We start from the raw sequence: 16365 nt of genomic DNA, 5'->3' as shown, positions 1-16365 counted from the left end.
GTTATCGTTCGACCACAGACGCTTTTTTGCCCGGTGTACGTTTTTCGACAAGGCTTGGACGCGTTTTCGGTGGCCTGATGTCATCGAGCTTACGGTTAACACTGTAGGCGATGCCGTTAGAATCAAGGCCGACTTCTGCCAGGAGGCGTTTAATCGACCCGTGCGATATAAACCTATCGGGCAGACCAAGTCTTAGGACGGGTGTGCTCTCGCCCTGCTCGGCAGCAGCTTCAAGCACGGCAGACCCAAAACCGCCCATGAGTGAATTTTCCTCAACGGTTACAATAAGATAGTGGTTTTTCAGAGCCCACCGCAGTATCTCGGCGTCAAGCGGTTTAATATAGCGCATATTTACAACCGATGCTGAGATGCCGCGCTCTTCGAGCAGCTGGGCTGCGTCGAGCGATGATTGTACCATACGGCCTACGGCCAGCAGACAGACATCGGAACCCTTAACCAGTATTTCTGCTTGTCCTTCCGGGATGACCCGGTACTCACCGGACATATCAACGCCAAGCCCCTTGTCTCTCGGGTAGCGGATAGCGACCGGCTTTTTCATTGCAAGCGCGGTATGAAGCATGTGACGCAGCTCGTCTTCATCCTTCGGCGCCATCACGACCAGGCCTGGAATGCTACGTAGGTATGACAAATCAAAGGCACCGTGATGCGTCGGCCCATCTTCGCCAACGATACCGGCGCGGTCGATTGCGAAGACGACGGGTAAATCTTGCAGCACAACGTCTTGTATGATCTGATCAAACGCGCGCTGTAGGAACGTCGAATATATCGCAACTACCGGGCGATAGCCCTCAATCGCAAGGCCGGCGGCAAACGTAACCGCGTGCTGCTCGGCGATTCCCACATCATAAAAGCGCTCGGGGAATTCACTTGCAAATCCGTTGAGCCCGGTACCGCTCGACATTGCTGCTGTAATTGCTATTATCTTGTCGTTTTCCTTCGCAAGATCGACAAGGGTTCTGCCAAAAATCTCGGTATAGGTCGGAAGGGCACTCGATGCTTTCACTTCACCGGTATGCCGTACAAATGGCGCGATTCCGTGCCATTTTTCCGGGCGTTCAACCGCGGGCGCATACCCGAGACCTTTCTTGGTTACCACATGAAGCAAGACCGGGCCATCGACCTGTTTGGCAATCGTAAGGTTTTGCTCCAGCTCACGTATATCATGGCCATCGATTGGGCCCATATAAGTAAAACCGAGCTCTTCGAATAACATACCCGGCACAAGCAACGCTTTTACGCTTTCTTTTACGTGCATTCCTATGTCATACACCAGCTCGCCGATAGCGGGCAGTTTCTTAATTCTCTGTTCGATCTCTTTACGCAGCTTGGCGTGCCCTGGGTCGAGCCTGACCTGCGCGAGATAGGTCGACATAGCACCGACGTTAGGCGATATCGACATTTCGTTGTCATTGAGAACAACTATAAGGCGGGTGTTTAGATGCCCTGCCTGGTTAAGCGCTTCGTACGCAATCCCTCCGGTTAGCGAGCCGTCACCTATAACCGCGACGATATGCTCGTCGCCGCCCCGTATATTCCTCGCCTCCGCCATGCCGAGGGCAACGCTAATCGAGTTGCTGGCATGACCGGCATCGAAGAAATCATGCTCGCTTTCGCTCTTCTTTGGAAATCCCGCAAGGCCGCCATATTGCCTGAGCGTTGAGAGCGCCTCGTTCCTACCGGTTAAGATTTTATGGGTATATGCTTGATGGCCGACATCCCAGATTATCTTGTCCTTTGGGCTGTCCAGCAAGCGGTGGAGCGCTAGCGTAAGCTCGACCACACCGAGACTTGAAGCCAGATGCCCACCGGTTTCCGCTACGGTCTCGACCAGGCGGTTACGCAGTTCACCGGCCAGCTCGGCCAGCTCGCCATAGGATAACTGCTTTATATCGTTAGGACTTTTAACAGTATTTAATAACTTATACTCCATAGCGCTTACTTCCTTTGTTGCCTGCTGTTATAACCAATGTTACTCTGCTTCTCATCCCAAATACCAATGTTGCGATTTATCGCACACTTTTTCCATTCTACACGTTTCTAAAAAATTTATTAACAAACTTATGCGACTCAACCTTCCGCGGCTAAAACTGCCGCTCGCACACAAAATCGGCAAGATCCGCCAAGACGGACGTATCGCCGGATAGACCTTCAAGCGCCTTCTTTGCGCTGTTCACTGTCTCATTTGCCATCTCCCGTGCGACCTCTAGGCCGTAAATCTCGGGGAACGTCGCTTTCTCTTTGCGCTCGTCGCTCCCTACCGACTTACCCAAAACGGCTGTGTCCCCAACCACATCCAAAATGTCATCGGTTATCTGAAACGCCAAACCAAGATTACGAGCATAACGCGTCAGACTCTCAAGCTCAGCCTCGTTTGCCCCTCCAAGAATACCTCCGCAACGCACCGAAGCGGTAATAAGCTCACCGGTCTTCTTCTCGTGGATATAGCTGAGCGTATCGGTATCGATCGCCGCTCCTTCGGAGATTATATCGACGACCTGACCGCCGACCATGCCGGCCGCGCCGGCAGCCGAAGCCAGCTCACGAATTACACGCACGATTCTTTCTGCGGTATCGGCCCGTTGCGAACTACTGATAAGATTGAACGCCTCAGTGTTCAAAGCGTCTCCCGCCAGAATCGCCATATTCTCGCCGTACACTTTATGACATGTTGGTTTACTACGGCGCAAATCATCATTATCGAGAGCGGGTAAATCGTCGTGGATGAGTGAATAGGTGTGGATATATTCGAGCGCGCACGCTGTCGGCAATACATCCTCGGCCGCTAAGCCGAAAATACGAGCGCTCTCAATTACGAGAATACCCCGGAAGCGTTTTCCTCCTGAAAAAAGGCTGTAGCTCATCGGCTCAGACAATTGCGGTGGATAATTGGTGCCTGAAAAGTAGCGCTCAAGGCCGCCTTCAACGATTCTCCGGGTTTTTTCAGGATACCTACTCGGCACCTACATCGTCCCCTGATGCCTCATCATATTCCTGGGGAAGCCATGCGGTATAGTCGATTTGCTGGTTGCAGACAGATGCAAGACGGACGCTTTCCTCGAGCAGATCGAGTGAATCCTCAAGGCTTACGTCTTTTCTTCGCACTTGTTCTGCAATCTCTTCGAGGCGATTGAGTGCTTGATCAAACGATGCTGTTTCCAACCTTTACCACCTACTTATACTTCAACTATTGGCTCTGTTCTAATAGTAGTCGTGAGCTGTTTGCTACACTTCTTTCTCATGCCCAGCCTCTTTAAGCTCTGTAGCTATGCGACCGAGAATCCCGTTAACGAACTTGCTTGATTCTTCCATGCCATAGGTTTTTGCGAGTTCAACGGCTTCATTTATGGATACGCTAAACGGTATATCCTTTTTATACAGCAGCTCGAATAGGCCGATACGCATAATATTCCGGTCAACCAGCGGCATGCGCTCAAGTGCCCAATTATCCGTATGCTCGCTAATGAGCTTATCAATCCGTTCTTTGTGCACTTCAACGCCCTCGACAAGCTCCATAGTAAATTCACTCGGCTCTTCGCCTCGTGCGAGGCGCCTGTTTCGCACAATCTCGTCTATTGGGCGGCCGGTTATCTCATTTTCATATAGAATTTCAAGCGCGTCTTTCCGCGCTTTTCTGCGTTCCGACATCATCGGTTATTCGTTCAACACCCATCTAGAAATGAAGTTCGTGTATACTTCCCCTTTCTTAAAGAAGGCGTTATCAAGTACCTTCAAATGAAAGGGAATCGTCGTTGCCGGACCCATAATTACAAACTCTTCCAAAGCCCTTCTGCCCCTATTGATAGCTTCATCTCTATCTTTCCCTAATACAATCAATTTTGCGAGCAACGAGTCATAATAGTTAGGCACATCATAGCCTGTATAGAGGTGGCTGTCGACCCTGACACCGGGCCCGCCTGGGGGATTGAACAGTTCGACTTTACCGCCTGCGGGCATAAAATCCCGCGACGGATCTTCGGCATTGATTCTAAACTCAATCGCGTGCCCGAGCCGCTTTACATCATCTTGTGTAATATCAAGCTTTTCTCCGGCAGCGATACGGATTTGCTCTTTGATAATATCGATGCCGGTGACCATCTCGGTCACCGGGTGCTCAACCTGTACCCTGGTGTTCATTTCCATAAAGTAGTAGCGCCCGTCCGGCTCGACCAGAAATTCTATCGTTCCCGCATTGACGTAGCCGACCGATTTCGCGGCACGAACCGCAACCTCGCCCATTTCTTTACGCGTTTCTTCGCTTATTGACGGAGACGGCGATTCCTCTATGAGCTTCTGATGACGGCGCTGGATCGAGCAATCGCGGTCGCCCAGATGGATTACGTTGCCGTGCGCGTCGGCCAAAATCTGAAACTCGACGTGACGCGGTTCCTGTACGTATTTTTCCATGTATACATCGTCGTTTCCGAAAGCCGCTTTGGCTTCCGATTGTGCCATCTGCAAGAACTTTATGAGTTCTTTCTTGTTTTGCGCGATACGCATACCGCGCCCTCCGCCGCCGGCAGACGCCTTAATGATGACCGGATAACCGATTTCCTCGGCCGCCGCAAGCGCTTCTTTATGATCGGTTACCGAGCCGCTTGTGCCCGGCGTAACCGGCACATTTGCCGCCGTCATTCTGCGACGCGCCTCCGATTTATGGCCCATCGATTCAATCGCCTCGGCCGGAGGGCCGATGAACGTGATGTGGCACGATTTGCAGATATCGGCAAACTGCGGGTTTTCCGCTAAAAAGCCGTAGCCGGGATGAATGGCTTCAGCGCCGGTTACTTCCGCCGCGCTGATAATATTTGGGATATTTAGATAGCTGCGGTTGCTTTGCGCAGGACCGACGCATACCGCTTCATCGGCAAGTTTCGTATGCAGCGCTTCCGCATCAGCCTCCGAATATATCGCAACGGTCGCTATGTCGAGCTCTTTGCATGCCCTGATTACGCGAACCGCAATTTCGCCTCTGTTGGCTATCAAGACCTTCTTAAACAATGCGTTTCTCCTATAAAAGCTTGGATAACTGCTTATGCTGCCGGTTCGTATACAAACAAGAGCTGTCCGTATTCTACCGGATGACCGTTTTCGACGCAGATCTCACGAATAACGCCGCCTTCTTCGGCAGCAATTTCATTCATGAGCTTCATAGCCTCGACGATGCAGAGCGTCTGACCTTCGCTCACCTCATCGCCGACCTGAACAAACGGATCTGCATCCGGTGACGTCGAGCGATAGAACGTTCCGACCATCGGTGCGGTGACTTTCTTCCAGTGGGAAGGATAATTATCTTTTGGCGCGGCTTCAGCCTGCGTAGCTCCACCATTACCGGTAACCATTGCCGTTGACTCCGCTGCAAGAACGCCGCCTTTGCGAACGGATATCTTAACGCCCTCTTCCTCAACGGTTACTTCTGAAACACCGCTTTCTTCAACGAGCTTTATCAGCTCTCTAACTTGGTTCACATCCATATATCCGTCCTCCTTGACGGCCCGAATTTCTTCACTCATCATAAATACGGCTTTCTCTGCGCCTTCAATGTGGGCCTCCAAGTACTTGCGAGCTTCGTTCGGGAACAGCGCATATGTCAACACGTCTTCTTCGTTTCTTGCGAGATCGCCGATTTGTTTTGCGTAATCTTCGAACGTTTCAGTAATTAGATCGGCAGGCCTGCATGTAAGCGGCTTGTCACCGCCGAGTATTTTCGTCTGAATTTCCTTATCAATCGCGCCGGGAGCACGCCCGTAGAGACCTTTCACGTACTGCTTCATTTCATCGGGAATAATCGCCCAGCGCTTGCCTGTTAGAACGTTGAGCACGGCCTGGGTGCCGACAATCTGGCTCATCGGTGTGACCAGCGGCGGATAACCAACCTCGGCGCGCACACGCGGGATCTCCTCCAGCACTTCATTAAGACGGTCGAGCGCCTTCTGCTGCTCGAGCTGGCTGTGAAGGTTGGATATCATTCCTCCCGGTACCTGATGCGAAAAGACCCTCATATGGGTCAGGCTGGTAACGCCTCGCTGGAAGCCCCGCTCGGCGCGGACTTTCTCCCAATACTCGGCGATCTCATAGAGATCTTCCAGTTCAAATCCGGTATCGTACGGCGTCTCTTTAAGCGCCGCCACGATCATCTCGACCGCAGGTTGCGAATTACCGAATGCCAGTGGAACGGTCGCCGTATCGATGATATCAACACCCGCCTCAATCGCCTTGAGATAATTCATCGGGGCCATACCGCCGATGTAGTGGCAGTGTAGATCTATCGGCAGGTCGATCTCCTTACGGAATCGCTCGACCAGTTTAAACGTGCGATACGGGGTGAGCAAGGCCGCCATGTCCTTGATGCAAATTGAATCAACGCCCATTTCGACCATTTCAAGAGCGGTTTCCACATAGTGCTCAAGCGTGTGTACCGGGCTGATCGTATAGCAGACCGCGCCCTGAGCGTGGCCGCCCGCCTCTTTTACCGCCTCGATTGCTACTTTGACGTTCCTCGTATCGTTGAGCGCATCGAATATCCTGAAGACATGCATGCCGTTCTTTACCGAGGTGTGGACGAACCTGCGCACGATATCATCAGGGTACTGGCGGTAGCCGACAAGGTTTTGCCCGCGAAGCAGCATCTGCAACGGCGTACGCGGTGCGTGCTTCTTTATAACGCGCAACCGATCCCACGGGTTCTCATCGAGAAAACGCAGCGTGGCGTCAAATGTAGCACCGCCCCAGGTCTCGAGCGACCAATAGCCGATTTTATCGTGCTTTTCAAGGATTTTAAGCATATCATCCGTGCGCATTCGCGTCGCCCACAGCGACTGGTGCGCATCTCGTAACGTTGTATCGGTAACTTTTACTGGTCTAGCTTTCATATTTGCCTCTGCTCCTGCACTTGCTCTAAATTCTAGATTACCCCGTTTTCAAAACGGGGTAATCTTATTTATTATACTGTATTTGCGACCCTCAGTGAAGGTTTTTAATGCTTTGCTATACCCTGGTTAGGTATTCGCCGCTTCTGGTATCCACCTTAACCTTATCGCCGGTGTTGAGAAAAAGCGGCACCTGCACAATTAAGCCTGTCTCCAGCTTCGCCGGTTTTGTACCGCCGCTTGCCGTATCGCCTTTAAGTCCGGGGTCGGTTTCTATGACCTCGAGCTCGACCGCCGTCGGTAGCTCAACACCGAGCGCCTGCCCCTCATGAACTGCGATCAGGACGTTCATGTTTTCTTTGAGAAACTTCTGCTCGTACTCGAGATTCTCCGCCGGGATATTAATCTGCTCGTAGCTCTCCGTATCCATAAACACATAATCGCTACCGTCACTGTAGAGATACTGCATCGGACGCTTGTTAACGATAGCTTGCTCGAATTTCTCACCTGCTCGAAACGTCCTGTCGATAACGGCGCCTGTTTTGAAGTTCTTCAATTTCGTACGCACGAAAGCCCCACCCTTACCGGGTTTCACGTGCTGAAAATCGATAATCTGAAAGAGTGTTCCTTCCATATCCAGCGTAATGCCGTTCTTGAATTGTGCTGTCGTAATACTCATGTACTTTTAACCTCCGCTTAAAACTAAATATTATAAAACCGGGCTAAAGCGCCCGTTAAGTTAGGCTGCGTCGCCTATATTCTCGTGCATACTGAAACGCCGCTTTACTCTTGCATTGCTGCAAAACGGCGTCATAAGACACGCTTATATACATATTCTACAGTTCCAAGAGGTCTTTCGTCGAGTGGGATAATATTTTGCATCCGATTTCGGACACAATAACGAGGTCTTCAACGCGAACGCCGCCGAACCCGTTGATGTAAATCCCGGGCTCAATCGTGGTCACCATGTTGTTTTTTAAGACCATTTCGCTGTTTGGCGCCAGTGTCGGTATCTCATGAACTTCCAGACCGACGCCGTGGCCGAGACCGTGAACGAAGTTCTCTCCAAACCCTGCTTGGCTTATAATATTTCGAGCGACGGCGTCGATATCTTTGCATGCCATACCCGGGGATACCATATTAAGCGCCACGACTTGCGCCTCAAGCACTTTTGCATAGACTTCTTTTTGTCGCTCGCTCGCCTTACCGACAACCACCGTTCGCGACATATCTGAATGGTAGCCGTCCACGACCGCTCCGAAATCAAGCTTAACGAAGTCGCCCGGCTCTATTTTCTTATGCGTCGGCGTTGCATGCGGCACTGCCGAATGAACCCCCGATGCAACGATGGTTTCAAAACTCGACCGCTCAGCACCTATGCGCCGCATAAAGAAATCGAGCTCAATGGCAACCGCCATTTCGGTAACGCCCGGTTTTATGTATTCGAGAATATGATCGAACGCTCGATCACCGATCCGGGCTGCCTCCGCTATCTTTTGCAGCTCGTATTCGTCCTTTACCTCACGAATCGGCTCGACAAGGCCCGATATACCGATAAGCTCGATGCCCTCGATCTTATCGAAATCCTTTTTCAGGCGCTCGTGCTGGCGAACGGTTACATGCCCGGACTCAAACGATATTGCGGTGGCGTCTAGCTCTTGGACGACCTCGGCCAGGTGTTTGTATCCTGCTTCTGTCCAGGCAACCATTTTATCTGCAACGGCATTTTCTTCGGCTTCGGCTAGATACCTTTTATCGATTACAAGCACGCTCGTACCGGCGTCAACTATGAGGCATATACGTGCCCCCGTATACCCGCCGTTCGAACCGCACAGGTAGAAAATATTGTGCGGCTCGGTTATCAGAGCCGCATCGATGTTCCCCGCACCCATCCTGGCACGCAATTGTCTCAATCGATTATCATAATCGGGCTGCACGTTTTAGTTCTCCTACTGATTTCAACTTACTAACTCCGCATATACGAAAACGCTTAGTGTTAATATTTGCCCCGTCAATGCGTAGTGTTGACCTTTGCTTCTCCAACGCTTCCCAAGCTTCAACGCTATTATGCTCTGTGCCGGATTGCCACCGGGTCTCTACTTACTCTTGATTAACTCGGCGGCCGCCCGCATAGCGAGCACGTAGCTGTGCGAACCAAATCCGGCGATCTGACCGGTCGTTACCGATGCGATCACCGATTTATGCCGGAACTCTTCGCGCGTATAGATATTAGAGATGTGAACCTCAATTATGGGAACTCTAAGCGTTGCGAGAGCGTCGCGTACGGCAATACTATAATGTGTAAATGCTGCGGGATTGATGATGATGCAATCAAATTTACCTACTACCGCTGCCTGTATTGTATCGACAATATTTCCCTCATGGTTCGACTGGTAGAACTCGACATCCAACCCGTGCTGGTCGGCTTCCGCCTTGATCATTGCATTAATCTCATCAAGCGTGACGGTGCCGTACACCTCGACCTCACGCCTGCCAAGCAGATTTAAATTCGGGCCGTGTATTACAAGTATCTTCGCCATCGCCACCCCTTTATCTCTTTTCCAAGAACTCGCGCAGCGCCACGAGCACTACATCATCATCTATCTTCCTCAATACGGGGTTTCCAATCCCGTCGAGTAACACAAACACCAGCCCGCCCTTCTCCCGCTTCTTGTCCCGCTTCATCACCGAGTGAAGGTCTTCCGCGGTTACACCGGTAACCGCAGTTGGCAAATTATATGATTCTACCAGGCTCTCTTGTATTGATACATCATCTTCGCCCAGCATGTCTAAGCGCTGACCAAGACGCGCCGCAAACACCATGCCGACGGCAACCGCCTCGCCGTGTGAAAAACCGTACCCGGTCGTTGCTTCGATCGCATGCGCGAGCGTGTGCCCGTAGTTCAGATAGGCCCGCACGCCCCGATCGCGCTCATCGGTTTCGACTATCCGGGCTTTAATCGAACAGCAAGTGCTCACAATATCCGCAAGAACATCGTTATTCCGCGCGGTAATCTCATTTCCGCGCTCGCTTAGCATTGTAAGCAAGGGGTCGCCCGTGATGCAGGCATACTTAATAACCTCTGCCATGCCGCTCGCAAAATCGCGTTGTGTAAGTGAGGCCAGCGTCGATACATCGATATATACAAACGAGGGCTGGTAAAACGCCCCGATCATATTCTTACCCATGGAATGGTTAACGGCAACTTTACCGCCCACGCTACTGTCTACCTGGGCGAGGAGCGTAGTCGGTACCTGTATGAACGGCACCCCGCGCTGGTATGTCGCCGCAATGAAACCCGCAAGATCACCGATAACCCCGCCGCCAAGCGCGATTATTACATCGTTGCGCTCGAATCCCTCTTCAATAAGCTCGCCGTAAATACGGTTGGCGATTTCGAGCGATTTGGCCTCTTCGCCATCACGCACCAGCATGATCTCGTGCGTAATATCCTCAACCGTGAGCGACTCGCTTAACTGCTCACCATAAAAATCCCACACGGTTGCATTGGTGATTACGGCGGCTTTAACGCCGGAGAAGCGCTCCTCGAATCGCTCAACGAAACCGTGTAACGAGCGCTCACCTATATATATGGGATAGCTGCGATCCCCGAGGGAGACCTCCACAACATGTCGTATCATAGCTCTATCTCTTTACCGTGCAATTCCTCGATAATTTCCTCAACTATAGCTGCTTCACTTTTTCCGGCCGTGTCGATAACGATGTCGGCTAATTCCATATATAATGGCTCGCGCGCCTCAAGCAGTCGCTCGATTTCAGCAAGCGGGTCTTCTGCATCCAGAAGCGGACGCTGATGCCCTGTTCTGCCCACGCGCGCAAATACTTCATCCGCCGTGATTTTCAGGTATATCACAACGGCATGGTCTTTGAGCAACGCCCTGTTCTCATCTTTCAGAACCACACCGCCGCCGCACGACAAAACGATGTCGTCCTCGAACAGCGCGTTCTCGAGCGCGTGCGTTTCAATACGTCGAAACGCCTCTTCACCGCTCTCCATAAATATCTGCGACACAGTGGCGCCCGATATTCTTTCAATTAAGACATCCGTATCAACGTATGCGTATCCGAGCCGATTTGCGAGGACCGGCCCGGTGGTGCTCTTTCCCGAGCCCATAAATCCGATTAATGCTAGCCGTGCCAACCTTGTAACCTCTCAATATAGTGCTTGAAAGCAGCCTTTATATCATCAAAGGCATCGTTGCCGAATTTTTCTAGGAGTGCCGCAGCAAACTCAACCGCGACAACCGCCTCGGCGACAATGGCCGCCGCCGGAACAGCGCATACGTCGGAGCGTTCCTTTACCGCTTCAACCGGCTGTTTAGTAGCGATATCGATCGATCGAAGCGGCTGCATCAGGGTCGGAATCGGCTTCATGGCCGCCCGAATAACCACGGGCTCACCGTTTGTCATCCCGCCCTCAAGGCCGCCCGCACGATTCGTTTCGCGATAGTAACCCCGGCTCTCATTGTAAAATATCTCATCGTGGGCTTCCGAACCCGGCTTAAACGCCAACCCGAACCCCTCGCCGATTTCGACGCCTTTCATTGCCTGGATAGACATGACCGCCCTGGCGATCTTCCCATCAAGGCGGTCTTCCCACGTCGCATACCCGCCAAGTCCGGGTGGACATCCGTAAACGAGCACTTCAAACGTGCCCCCGAGCGTATCTTTTCTCTCAACGGCCTCATCGATGATCGCCATCATGCTGGCCTCGGCGTTATGGTCGAGCGTGCGAACCGGCGATGCGTCGATCGCCTCAGTATCTCCCGGCTTCGCTACGAATTCGGTATCCGCAACAACGCCGCCGATTGCCGTTACCTGGCTTACTACCTGTATCCCAAATTCTTTAAGAAGAACCTTCGCCAGCGCACCGGCGGTAACACGCGCCGCGGTCTCCCGCGCGCTTGTGCGCTCGAGGATATTTCGAACGTCATCCTGATCGGTTTTCAATACACCGCTCAAATCGGCATGACCCGGGCGCGGCTGGGTTACTTTTTCCACTTCACCCTCGGCCTCTTCTACCGACATTCTCCCGGTCCAATTCTGCCAATCACGATTTTCGATCATAACCGCCACCGGCGATCCGATCGTTTTGCCGAAACGCACGCCGCTTAGTATCTCTGCGGTGTCCTTTTCTATTTTCATGCGCCCGCCTCTGCCGTAGCCGAGCTGCCTACGTGCTAGCTCACGATTAACATCTTCAACATGTACCGTAAGCCCTGCAGGCATACCCGCAACTACCGCTATAAGCGCGCGACCATGTGATTCTCCTGCGGTTATATACCGTAACATTAACTCACCACTCCGCACTTCATAATATTTATAAAGTACCATACAGGCTTGTTTTTCGCGAATAGCCCGAGCTGCGAACGCCGGCTAAATAGTCCCGATAAGGACAAAGGCGCCTTATAAAAGGCGCCCGCTTTTACTACTAGATTAGCACTTTACAACCTTTTGCTTTGGCAAAAGTCTACTTAAGGATCTCTTCTCCCAGCTGCAGACTCAGCCTGTCGTCGCCAAAGAGCAATGTAACACTCGTATCGGCAACGTCGGTAACCTTATATGGGGATGTGCCAATTTGGTCACCGGCCTTAACCTCATATTGCGTCCCCAGATACACGACGTTCGCATAACGCGTACCGCCATGTTCCGTGATACTCTCGAGCGAGAGCACGTGAACCGTTTGCGGCACATCACCGTATACATTGCTGCCTGTTGATGTAGCGGCTCCACTACCGATTGCCGTACCGGTGTTCTCCGGAATGGGCGTAAACGGGTCGCGGTATTCGCCTACATCAATATCTTTTTGGGCGGTGCTGGTTTCAGCTGCGGCCGTATCGGTGGTTGTCACTGCCGTCTGTGTGCTCTGCTGCGATACCTGGGGTGCGGGCGCTTGTGCAACCGGCAAGGCCGTCGTTTGCTGAGGTTTCGGAAACGCGAACGTCGATACCACAACAATCACCAACAGCACGACCACCAGGATTAGTCCGGCCGCAAGCCCTTTACCTTTCGGACTTGCCAGCAACTCTTTAAATTGTTCTTTCGATGCATCCATCTTAAAATCCATCATTATCACCTGGTTAGTTGGTAACACCCGTTGCCGGCGGCGTACTGGCCTGGACATCAGAACCTGTTCCCGCTTGCCCCGGAGTGGTTGTGACCATTGCTGATGCGCTTTGCGCCGGCGGAGTAGCCGTTGAGCTGTCCGCCACTGACATTGTAAACGCCTGGACTTGCAACATTACATCTAGATTCGGATACTTGGTCGCATCGGTTTGCAACTGGATCGTATTTACCTTCATCGCCCGCGTTGCTTGCTCGATGCGGTGTAAGAAGTCTATGGTCGATGTATAGCTGCCGTTTAAAGCTAAGGCGACCTGCATTGTACTATACTCCCCGACTGAAACCGGCGGAGTTGGGTTAAGCGAAACGAGCTCGACGCCTGAGTCGTTCGCGATTCCCTGTAAATCAAGCACGAACGCCGGTAGTTCGGGCGTCGGCGGCATCGCCGTCGATATCTTTACCAGCTCAGCTTCCGCGCTTATCGCCTCATTCTTGATGCCGCTCAGCATAACCAACTGGCTTTTCGCCAGATCGATATTCTTCTCCGCCGCCACTCTTTGTTGCTCTAGATCGGCGAGCTGCACGTTTTGCGGGCTCCATGCCAGCAGGTAGAACCCTACGAGCATGAGCGCGAATGCTGCGGCCAAAACCATCATTTGCTGCTTCGTCGTAAATTTATCCATGCTTATCACTGTCCTGATCCGGTGGGCGGGTTAGGGCGCGCCGATGTTTGTGCTGTTGTCTGCGCTGCATCCTTTTTAAATGTCATCGTATTTGTAAATGTAATCCTGTTCTTATCCTTCTGCTTGCTGGACGACGTCAGCCATACCTCCGGTTGCGGCGTGATGTCAGCCAAACTGGTCAGCCACCTCGCAACGGGTTTATGACCGTCATCGGGCGAATCAAGCGTATCGGGAATCTCACCGGTAAACGTCACGCTTGCGGCATTACCGTTTAGCGATGTCAGGGTTATATCGTTCGGTGTTACAACCATGAGTTCTTCCAAAAACTTAGACCACTCGATTTTGTCGGCCAGCGCAGCCTGAGCGATCTGCTGTTTCTGCCTGATGAACTGCAGCCGTCCTTCGTATGCCCGCAGGCTTTGCGCGGCTGTGTTCATCCGCGACGCCTGGTCGTTAAGCATTGCAACCTGGTCTTGAACGGTATCGATTTGCCAGGAATAAAATGAGTAGACCGCCCCCAGCACACACGCGACTGCAATAATTGCAAGTGCTGCCAGAGCGAGATATTTTTCTTCCTTTTGCTTGGCCTTTATTTCCCTTGGTAGCAGGTTAATCGCAATATTCATCATTACTGCATCCCCCGCATTCCCAAACCAATACAGATGGCCATCGATAACTCGTCTTCCTTCACGTTTGCTATCCGCGTGCGTCGCTTAATCTGGACGCTTTTTAGCGGCTGTGCGAGTTCGACTTCCATCATCAGACTGGCCTTTAGCTGCTCAATAAAGTTGTTGAGCCTTACTCCGCCACCAGAGACAATTACTTTCTCTATTCGTCTTACGTTCGTTGATTGTGCAATATAGTAATCAAGCGAACGGCGAATCTCTGCGACAAATCGCTCCATCTCCAACTCGAGTATCCCTTGGACCTTGCTATAGTATTGTCTTATCTTCGGATCATCGCTTACCGGCTGTAACATTTTGTCGCCAACCTGTGGTAATCCTACAGCCATCTTCAGCTCTTCCGCCTCGTCAACAGATACACCAAGCTGCTCGACTATCGCGTCGGTAAAGACCCGACCGCCGGTACCGCTGATACGTGTAAAACGAGGCACGCCATCCTCAACGATGATGATGTCGGTTAATGTCGAACTTATGTTTACGAGAGCGGTTGCGCCTTTATCCTCGTCCGGTTCCCGCAAAACCCGTTCCGGTTCTGCTTCCAGAACCGCACGCGCGAATGCCAGCGATGAGATATCCACAATCACCGGTTTAAGCCCGGCGCCCTTTACTGCTGCAATAGCGTTTTCAATCATGTCCTTACGCGCTGCAGCAACGAGAACATCCATCTTCCCGCTTTGCTTGTTTGCTTCGTTATCAGTCAGAATTTGAAAATCGATAATCGCCTCTTCGACCGGGATCGGGATGTAGTCGCTGATTTGATACTGAAGAGCGCTTCTCAGCTCCGACTCGCTCATGTACGGCATCTCAATAACCCTAACAACGACCTTTTGGTTGGCAACGCCGATGACGACTCGCTTTTCAGGAATTTTGTACTCTCGCCAGAAAGCGGCAAGCGCTTTAGAGACGCCTTCAATATCGACGATTTCTCCCTCATCAATAAGGCCGTCAGCGGTTTTCATCCGCGCATAATTTACAAGGAGTGGTTTGTCGTCGGTCGGCTTTAGCTGAGCAAGTCGAAACGTGCTACTGCTAATATCGAGACCGACTGGGGCAGCCCCTCTGCCCAAAGTCAATGCGCCCACAACTAACCTCCTACATAATAAGCTTCGTATATTGCTTCGTCTTTTTGGGACGGGGCCTGGCTTGTCGAAAAATACGTAATCGACAGCCGTCTTTTTTTATCATCGGTAACTTGAGAACATACTTTAGGATTAGTTCGCTATGCTAAACCGGCAAATTTGAGGTAGCCCAACCAGAGCTGAGGGCCGATAAAAATCGTTACAATTGCGCCGGCCGCGAGGAACGGGCCGAACGGCATTGAGCTTTTAGATTCTGCCTTACCTCGGGCCATTAGCGCTGTGCCCGCCAGTGTTCCCAGGAATGTCCCGATGAATATGGCAAGAACCACGTAACCGCCCAAATAGAGCCCCATAAAGGCGGCAAGTTTGATGTCTCCCCCACCCATCGCCTCGCGCTTAAACACGAGCATTCCTAGTAACGCAACGATTAAGAGCAAGCCGCCTCCGGCAACAAAACCAAACATCGCTCGCAAGACGCCTGATCCGGCGATTAAGGGCAGCGCATCAATTTGTATGGGATAGAGGAGTAAGGCAAGTGCGCTTAAGCCGATTGACGGCAGCAAGAGCTTATCGGGAAGCGTTTTTGTGTCGTAATCGATAGCCGATAGCACCGTGAGCACCGTTACAAAAAACAGTGCGCCTGCAAGCTGCGAGCTAAGCCCAAACCGGTAGTAAACAGCCGCCCAGAGAGCGCCGGTAGTCAACTCCACCAATGGGTATCGGATGCCAATACGCCCGCGGCAGTGCCTGCACGTACCGCGAAGCAGTAAATAGCTTACAATCGGGATATTATCGTACGGCGCAATAGCGCCGCCACATGCCGGACAATGCGATCCGGGAAACATAATCGATTCACTTCTGGGGATCCTATAGGCGCAGACATTTAAAAAACTACCGATAATCGACCCGACCATGAAAAACAGAATCAACAGTATGTAGACCATAATT

General features: G+C 51.8%; 17 protein-coding genes. All 17 read right to left on the bottom strand.

The genetic code is table 11. The annotated features are described in order from the left end of the window. Position 1: 1 nt before the first annotated feature. The gene (gene dxs / locus VGK02_02245; GenBank protein HEY3373867.1) at positions 2-1951 is read right to left on the bottom strand and encodes a 1-deoxy-D-xylulose-5-phosphate synthase; all 1950 of its coding nucleotides are present in this window, start codon (positions 1949-1951) and stop codon (positions 2-4) included. Positions 1952-2102: 151 nt separating this feature from the next. Further along, positions 2103-2981, bottom strand: a complete 879-nt coding sequence (locus VGK02_02240) for a farnesyl diphosphate synthase (GenBank protein HEY3373866.1) — start codon at positions 2979-2981, stop codon at positions 2103-2105. Beyond that, entirely contained in the window at positions 2971-3180 is a 210-nt protein-coding gene (xseB, locus tag VGK02_02235; protein HEY3373865.1) for an exodeoxyribonuclease VII small subunit, read from the bottom strand. Before xseB ends, VGK02_02240 begins: the two co-directional genes overlap by 11 nt. Positions 3181-3243: 63 nt before the next feature. Then, positions 3244-3669, bottom strand: a complete 426-nt coding sequence (gene nusB / locus VGK02_02230; GenBank protein HEY3373864.1) for a transcription antitermination factor NusB — start codon at positions 3667-3669, stop codon at positions 3244-3246. A 3-nt stretch (positions 3670-3672) separates the two neighbouring features. Further along, positions 3673-5019: an acetyl-CoA carboxylase biotin carboxylase subunit gene (gene accC / locus VGK02_02225; GenBank protein HEY3373863.1), complete on the bottom strand. Its 1347-nt coding sequence runs from the start codon at positions 5017-5019 to the stop codon at positions 3673-3675. 32 nt (positions 5020-5051) lie between these two features. After that, the gene (accB, locus tag VGK02_02220) at positions 5052-6890 is read right to left on the bottom strand and encodes an acetyl-CoA carboxylase biotin carboxyl carrier protein (GenBank protein ID HEY3373862.1); all 1839 of its coding nucleotides are present in this window, start codon (positions 6888-6890) and stop codon (positions 5052-5054) included. A gap of 115 nt (positions 6891-7005) precedes the next feature. After that, positions 7006-7566: an elongation factor P gene (gene efp / locus VGK02_02215; GenBank protein ID HEY3373861.1), complete on the bottom strand. Its 561-nt coding sequence runs from the start codon at positions 7564-7566 to the stop codon at positions 7006-7008. A 157-nt stretch (positions 7567-7723) separates the two neighbouring features. Then, positions 7724-8824: a Xaa-Pro peptidase family protein gene (locus VGK02_02210; protein ID HEY3373860.1), complete on the bottom strand. Its 1101-nt coding sequence runs from the start codon at positions 8822-8824 to the stop codon at positions 7724-7726. Positions 8825-8983: 159 nt separating this feature from the next. Then, complete coding sequence (gene aroQ, locus VGK02_02205) at positions 8984-9427, bottom strand: type II 3-dehydroquinate dehydratase (GenBank protein ID HEY3373859.1); 444 nt, start codon at positions 9425-9427, stop codon at positions 8984-8986. 10 nt (positions 9428-9437) lie between these two features. Then, entirely contained in the window at positions 9438-10529 is a 1092-nt protein-coding gene (gene aroB, locus VGK02_02200) for a 3-dehydroquinate synthase (GenBank protein ID HEY3373858.1), read from the bottom strand. Then, on the bottom strand, positions 10526-11050 hold the full coding sequence (locus VGK02_02195; protein ID HEY3373857.1) for a shikimate kinase: 525 nt from the start codon (positions 11048-11050) through the stop codon (positions 10526-10528). The genes aroB and VGK02_02195 overlap by 4 nt, the downstream gene beginning before the upstream one ends. Beyond that, positions 11038-12201 (bottom strand): chorismate synthase, encoded by a 1164-nt coding sequence (gene aroC / locus VGK02_02190; protein HEY3373856.1) that lies wholly within the window; start codon positions 12199-12201, stop codon positions 11038-11040. Before aroC ends, VGK02_02195 begins: the two co-directional genes overlap by 13 nt. 178 nt (positions 12202-12379) lie before the next feature. Next, on the bottom strand, positions 12380-12976 hold the full coding sequence (locus VGK02_02185) for a hypothetical protein (GenBank protein ID HEY3373855.1): 597 nt from the start codon (positions 12974-12976) through the stop codon (positions 12380-12382). 13 nt (positions 12977-12989) lie between these two features. Then, positions 12990-13655 carry a type 4a pilus biogenesis protein PilO gene (gene pilO / locus VGK02_02180; GenBank protein ID HEY3373854.1) on the bottom strand — a complete coding sequence of 222 codons (666 nt, stop codon included), beginning with the start codon at positions 13653-13655 and terminating at the stop codon, positions 12990-12992. Between the two features lie 5 nt (positions 13656-13660). Further along, positions 13661-14284, bottom strand: coding sequence for a hypothetical protein (locus VGK02_02175; protein HEY3373853.1), 624 nt, complete (start codon positions 14282-14284; stop codon positions 13661-13663). Next, complete coding sequence (gene pilM, locus VGK02_02170; GenBank protein ID HEY3373852.1) at positions 14284-15420, bottom strand: type IV pilus assembly protein PilM; 1137 nt, start codon at positions 15418-15420, stop codon at positions 14284-14286. The genes VGK02_02175 and pilM overlap by 1 nt, the downstream gene beginning before the upstream one ends. Before the next feature lie 137 nt (positions 15421-15557). Beyond that, the gene (locus tag VGK02_02165; GenBank protein HEY3373851.1) at positions 15558-16361 is read right to left on the bottom strand and encodes a prepilin peptidase; all 804 of its coding nucleotides are present in this window, start codon (positions 16359-16361) and stop codon (positions 15558-15560) included. Positions 16362-16365: the final 4 nt, after the last annotated feature.

Origin of the sequence: Candidatus Aquicultor sp. (genome assembly GCA_036504445.1) — a bacterium.
Classification (GTDB): domain Bacteria; phylum Actinomycetota; class Aquicultoria; order Aquicultorales; family Aquicultoraceae; genus DASXVE01.
Note: the sequence above shows the minus strand (reverse complement) of the source record. Positions and strands in the feature narration are given on the sequence as shown.

Bases quoted from the DNA above. Each gene is read 5' to 3' on its own strand.
- dxs (HEY3373867.1), bottom strand. From the start codon at position 1,951: ATGGAGTATAAGTTATTAAATACTGTTAAAAGTCCTAACGATATAAAG.
- pilO (HEY3373854.1), bottom strand. From the start codon at position 13,655: ATGGATAAATTTACGACGAAGCAGCAAATGATGGTTTTGGCCGCAGCA.
- VGK02_02185 (HEY3373855.1), bottom strand. From the start codon at position 12,976: ATGGATTTTAAGATGGATGCATCGAAAGAACAATTTAAAGAGTTGCTG.
- nusB (HEY3373864.1), bottom strand. From the start codon at position 3,669: ATGATGTCGGAACGCAGAAAAGCGCGGAAAGACGCGCTTGAAATTCTA.
- accB (HEY3373862.1), bottom strand. From the start codon at position 6,890: ATGAAAGCTAGACCAGTAAAAGTTACCGATACAACGTTACGAGATGCG.
- VGK02_02165 (HEY3373851.1), bottom strand. From the start codon at position 16,361: ATGGTCTACATACTGTTGATTCTGTTTTTCATGGTCGGGTCGATTATC.
- VGK02_02175 (HEY3373853.1), bottom strand. From the start codon at position 14,284: ATGATGAATATTGCGATTAACCTGCTACCAAGGGAAATAAAGGCCAAG.
- efp (HEY3373861.1), bottom strand. From the start codon at position 7,566: ATGAGTATTACGACAGCACAATTCAAGAACGGCATTACGCTGGATATG.
- aroC (HEY3373856.1), bottom strand. From the start codon at position 12,201: ATGTTACGGTATATAACCGCAGGAGAATCACATGGTCGCGCGCTTATA.
- aroQ (HEY3373859.1), bottom strand. From the start codon at position 9,427: ATGGCGAAGATACTTGTAATACACGGCCCGAATTTAAATCTGCTTGGC.
- aroB (HEY3373858.1), bottom strand. From the start codon at position 10,529: ATGATACGACATGTTGTGGAGGTCTCCCTCGGGGATCGCAGCTATCCC.